We start from the raw sequence: 5,267 nt of genomic DNA on the forward strand, positions 1-5,267 counted from the left end.
GCCGAGTTCGAGCGCGATCTTCTGATCGAGCGCACCCATGCGGGCCTGATCCGGGCGAAGGAACAGGGCAAGGTGCTGGGCCGTCCGCGCAGCCTGACGGACGTGCAGAAGCAGGTGGTCCGCGAGAAGCTGGGGGAGGGGGCTTCGGTCTCCAAGCTCTCACGCGACTATGGCGTCAGCCGGCAGACCATCCAACGGGCGCGCGATGAAGTGAGAGGAAAGGATGATCACGAAGACGGCGCGGAGAGATCGGTCGAGCATTCATAGCGGTTGCAGGGCCGGCTCAGTTACTGAAGTCTCCGTTCCAAATATGCAACGTAGCCTTTGACCTCAACACAGGGAATGGAGAAGATTCATTACGGGTCAGCGGAATTTTCTGGTTGCTTAGAAAATCTTTGTCGAAACTCAACTGGCGTGATCCCATAGTGCCGACGAAAGAGACGTAGTAAGTTGTTTTCAGTCTCACACCCCACTGCACGAGCAATCTGCTTGACCGATTGCATCGTCGAAATCAGCGATTGCGAGGCTGCTTCCAGTCGAAAGGCTTCAACTGCCCGCATGGGCGTTCGTCCCGTGGCTTCATGGTACTTACGACGAAAACTGCGTTCGGACATGCCCACTCTGTTCGCCAACGTTGCTATATCTAATCGCATCGTAAGATGATTAAGAATCCAGTCTTCAAGATCGGCGAAAGTATTTCCAGATGCGCTTTGCGCCTCGAGTGGAACGCTAAATTGCGCTTGGCCACCCGAGCGCGTGATATAAACAACCAGATTACGCGCGACAGCCATAGCAGTCGCTCGTCCTTGATCGCGGGCAATAAGCGCCAGCGCGAGATCGATGCCGGCACTTACCCCGGCAGAGGTCCAGACATTCTTATCTTCGATATAGATCGGGTCCAGTTCCACGTGGGCTTCCGGGTAACGGCGTTGCAACTCCTCGGCCCATCGCCAGTGCGTAGCCACCCGCCGCCCTGAGAGAATACCTGCTTGCCCAAGCAAGAATGCTCCCGTGCAGACGGAGCAAATCCGCCCAATCCTTGCACTGTTGGCTGAGATCCAGTGTGCGAGTTCGTTGTTTTCCGGTGGCTGGCCACCATTGCTTCCGCCGGGAACAACGAGCGTATCGATGTTGGAAGGGTCGATCTGAGCTATAGCAGTAGTCGGAAGCATTAGACCCGGCGCTGTCTGCACTGCCCCACCCTGTGCTGATGCAGTGATGATCTCATATAAAGTGCCGCGTTTGGCCAATGTATTGCAGGTAGAGAATGCCTGCATAGGCCCGCCCAAATCGATCATATTGACCCCAGGCGAGACCAGAAAGGCAACAAGATGCGAGGTAACTTCATCCATTCATCTGATCGCCGGTTGTTTTTCCATCCCATTTGATAGTGAACCATAGTGCTGCCGCGAGCAGAGGTAAAACGCTGATGTTCATGATTTGCCAGCCCATGCTTTGGAGGAGCGGTCCGGCCGCGACAGCTCCAAGCGCAGTGCCACCGAAGCGAAGAAATTCTGCAAAACCCTGCGCGCGCGCCTGCTCAGCAGTAGTATGAGATTTAGCCAAGAGGGTAGTTCCGCCGACAAACATAAAATTCCATCCCACACCGAGCGTCAGCAATGCTGCATGGAAGGCGAAGGTAGTTTGGGAGGTGACAGCCAGCACAACGCTGACGAACGTAAGCAGGTTTCCCACATGCACTATTCGAACCAGTCCACAGCGGGAGATGAGCATTCCTACAAAGAAGGAAGGGCCGTACATGCCCACCAGATGCCACTGAATTATGCTGGTGCTGTCTTCCACGCCAAGTCCGCAGCCGAGCGCCGCGATTGGCGCTCCCGTCATGAGAAACATCATAACCACACCGCTAACGGTCGAATTCACCACTGCAGCCTGATAGATCGGCCGAGAGAGTAGATCACCAAATGCAACGGAGCGTCCCGAGACGTGAGTTCGTGTACGAAAATTCGCATCATCACGATAGAAGAGCAACAGAATAAGTGATGTTAAGGCAAGGCAGGCGACTGCAACATAGGCGCCGGCGAAAAAGGGGTCCCCAAGCCAACCGCGGCTCCAATTCGCAAGCGCCGGCCCGACGAGGGCCGCGATCAGCCCACCAGCGAGCACCCAGGAAATCGCTTTGGACTTATCCTCCTCTGAGACGTTATCAGCTGCGGCAAGGCGGTAGTATTGCGCAAAAGCCTGCCAGACACCGACCAAAAACGTTCCAAGGCAAAAGACCCAGAAATGTCCATGCAGCACCGCCCAGACCGAAATGACCCCACCCATCACACCTAAGCTGGTGCCAATCATGAAGCCTGCTTGGCGACCGACCCGCTGCATCAACCCAGCGGCACCCCATGTTGTGGTCGCAGCGCCCACCGTAATTAATGCGAAGGGTAATGTTGCTAGCATTGGTATAGGCGTCAACTGAAAGCCTACGATGCCCGTCAAAGCCAAATCTATAGAAATCGAGCAGATGAAGAGGGCATTGCAAATCATCAGGATAGTCGCATTACGCGAAATGGACGCTCTCGACGAAATCCTAGAAAGCAAATTATTATCCGTTCGCTGTGAGGCAGTTATTCGAGAAAAGATCGAGCAGATCTTCTGACGAGGAAACAGCTAGGGTCGGGGCTAGAAAAGCAATCGGCTGGCCGATATTGACATGGCGAGCAAAAATGCCGCGCGCATGGCCTTTCGGTATGACACGTCGTGCGCCAGCTAGTTCAACGAGGCCTGCCAGCTCAATTGAAATCTGGACGACGCCCGATCTGCATGCAGCAGTAAGATATGCGCTCCCATGCCAAGGAGTTCGGTTCGCCGTTGGACTCACATGGATTGAAAAATGTCCGATAGCTTCATCCTTTTGATGAATTGACATGCGAAGGGCATTGGGAAACATGGCGGCAACATCATCAAAGCCGTCTGGATTTTTCGAACCTGTATTAGCTTCGTAAGCAGCACAATAAAGAGCAGATCCTAGTAGAGAATTTCTGACAATCAGTCGACGCAGCTGTTCATGACTCTCATTAACGCTAGGCCGGTATATGTTTTTCATAATCTCAAAGTAGAGCCGATCAGGATCAATATTGCTCTGACGGGCAATCATCGGGATATCGGGATGTTCCAAGGAGAAAAGTAGAGGCTCGAACAGCGGAGCTACAGCGCCCGTTGGATCAATTCGCTTAAGTTCGTCCTGAAACTGGTCACGGCCGTTGGCCACCCATATGTCTTGTAATGCACTGTTAATAGATTTCTCCAGAGTGTTTACTCGATCATAAAAATAAATGTCGCTTCCATTTTTATTTTTACTTTGTTCCGATTTTACTTTAATATCGGAGTAATTTATTAGACATAAAAAGTCCTCATCGAGACCCAGGGCAGACATAGCCTCAAGTAAAACTGAGAGATACTCAGCTATCTGATCAGGTGATACTGATGCAAAGCATGGATACCGTCCGGCGTCTTGACAAGCGAGTATACGAACAGGAATAAGAGGCAAATTCTTGAATGTCAGCCAAGCATCGAGCGGGACAGAGGAGAATGCAAGTTCTTTTAGTAAACGTACAAAGGTATCACCATTATAAACACGAACATCGCTGCGAATTGCTTCCATTTGCCTCAGTCGTTTTCGCGCTGCGGCACTAACCTTTGGCGTACAGCCAACTTCAGCACATTGCTGGATCGCTTGCGAGAAGTAGTGACTTAGGTCATCGCCTTCGCCGATGGCAACATGCTCTGCACACTCATACGCATGCTCTCCAACCAACTCTCGTATTTTTACAATGAGGTTGTGTATCCATAGCTGAGCCTCACGACAGGCTCGTGAGATCGCGTGAAGAGAAACCAAGGTGAAGAACTCTCCTATATCCGGCAAGGTGCCGCGGTTCTTCAGCGGGGAAGCAGTCCTAAAAGGCAGCAGTAAAATTGCGAATTCAACTTCTCCATGCTGCTCGATTTTGTTGGCTATCTGACAAGACCGGTCGAGCCGTCCAATCTCGCTAAGGCTTCCTTTACGGATAGATAGGTCGGTCACAACCTCACAAATTAGTTCGGCGACACCCATCCGCGGCCAGCGACCAGGCATGAGCAAACGGTTGACAGCCTTTTCTGATAGCTTTGCTACGAGATCATTCTCGAATCGACGTAGTGTTTTGACGACCGCGCATTCGATGTCGGTCGCGTCGACGCTCAAATAAAAAACTTTATTGCTTGCAGAAATTACATTAGGGTTTAATAATTGTATTCTGCTATAAGTTCCACCAATAGACTCAGTGTTGTATTCTAATGCGTTGGTATGGGACGACACCGATAATTCCCCAAATTTTATTGGAGACCCATGCTTCCATGATTCGGATGTCCAGTCCGGCCAAATAACATGCAAATACGGCCAGGACCGCATCAAGGCGACGGTCCGATGTCGCCTTTGCATTTATCTTGAAACGTTCAGACTTAACCGGGTTACATCCCGCATCCCCTATGTTATTGCAAAGAAAAATACTGGACGCTTAAATATTTTATTACGAATTATAAGTATTATAGATATTAAACATCCCAAATCGGCTAGCGCAGAATCCTATTAGTCTCGGTCATATGCGGCGGCTTTGATGAAGTTGGCACATTCGCCGGGCTTGAGGCGATCGACGAGCTTGCCGTTGTCATTCAAAGCGCCTCGACGGTTCTCTCTTCGGCCTTTCGCAGGAGCGGGGTCTGTTGCGAATAGCGATTGGGGATGCGAGCTTTTGAGCTGAAGGCTGCTACAGTCGGGGGCGTGAGGCATGAGTTTGGCGTTCAAAGGCCGGCACTTCGCCCCCGACATCATTCTGTTGTGCATGCGCTGGTACTGTCGTTACGCGCTGAGCTACCGCGACCTCGAGGAGATGATGGCTGAGCGCCATCTGTCGGTGGACCACACGACAATCTATCGATGGGTCCAGCACTACGCGCCCGAGCTCGACCGCCGTGTCCAATGGTGCAAACCCCTTCAGACCAAGACCTGGTACGTCGACGAGACCTATGTGAAGGTTCGCGGTGAATGGATGTATCTCTACCGCTCGATCGGTGACGGTGGGGAAACGCTGGACTTCTGTTGTTGCCCCCGAATGATCGGACAGATCAGAGGGATTGCCGGGACGCGATGAACTCGCGCGGTGAGAGATATCCGAGCGCCTTGTGAGGGTGAACGGTATTGTAGTGCTCGAACCAGATCGGCAGCGTGTCGATGACGGTCCGAGCGTCAGGAAGGGCAGAGACGCGGACGTAGA

Annotated in this window: 5 protein-coding genes and 1 pseudogene; 2 read left to right on the top strand and 4 right to left on the bottom strand. The window is 52.1% G+C overall.

The features are described 5' to 3' along the window. Positions 1-267 (top strand): helix-turn-helix domain-containing protein (locus NS365_RS19665; RefSeq protein ID WP_244498507.1); only part of this gene is annotated, 267 nt, incomplete at its 5' end. 89 nt (positions 268-356) lie between these two features. Here the strand turns inward: NS365_RS19665 and NS365_RS23795 are convergent. From NS365_RS23795 to NS365_RS23800, 3 genes are read right to left on the bottom strand one after another with little or no spacing between them, the layout of a single operon-like run. After that, positions 357-1,352, bottom strand: coding sequence for a GlxA family transcriptional regulator (locus NS365_RS23795; protein WP_082684730.1), 996 nt, complete (start codon positions 1,350-1,352; stop codon positions 357-359). Further along, positions 1,345-2,556, bottom strand: coding sequence for an MFS transporter (locus tag NS365_RS19670; protein ID WP_206612155.1), 1,212 nt, complete (start codon positions 2,554-2,556; stop codon positions 1,345-1,347). Before NS365_RS19670 ends, NS365_RS23795 begins: the two co-directional genes overlap by 8 nt. Positions 2,557-2,560: 4 nt before the next feature. Next, the gene (locus NS365_RS23800) at positions 2,561-4,312 is read right to left on the bottom strand and encodes an L-tyrosine/L-tryptophan isonitrile synthase family protein (RefSeq protein ID WP_193753488.1); all 1,752 of its coding nucleotides are present in this window, start codon (positions 4,310-4,312) and stop codon (positions 2,561-2,563) included. A 469-nt stretch (positions 4,313-4,781) separates the two neighbouring features. On the opposite strand from NS365_RS23800, the pseudogene NS365_RS19675 reads away from it, so the two are divergent. Continuing rightward, positions 4,782-5,105, top strand: a pseudogene (locus NS365_RS19675) (IS6 family transposase); the annotation flags it as partial. 13 nt (positions 5,106-5,118) lie between these two features. Here the strand turns inward: NS365_RS19675 and NS365_RS23805 are convergent. Continuing rightward, on the bottom strand, positions 5,119-5,267 hold a 149-nt coding region (locus tag NS365_RS23805), incomplete at its 5' end, for an integrase core domain-containing protein (RefSeq protein WP_153003866.1).

Source organism: Aureimonas ureilytica (assembly GCF_001475935.1).
GTDB lineage: Bacteria > Pseudomonadota > Alphaproteobacteria > Rhizobiales > Rhizobiaceae > Aureimonas > Aureimonas ureilytica_A.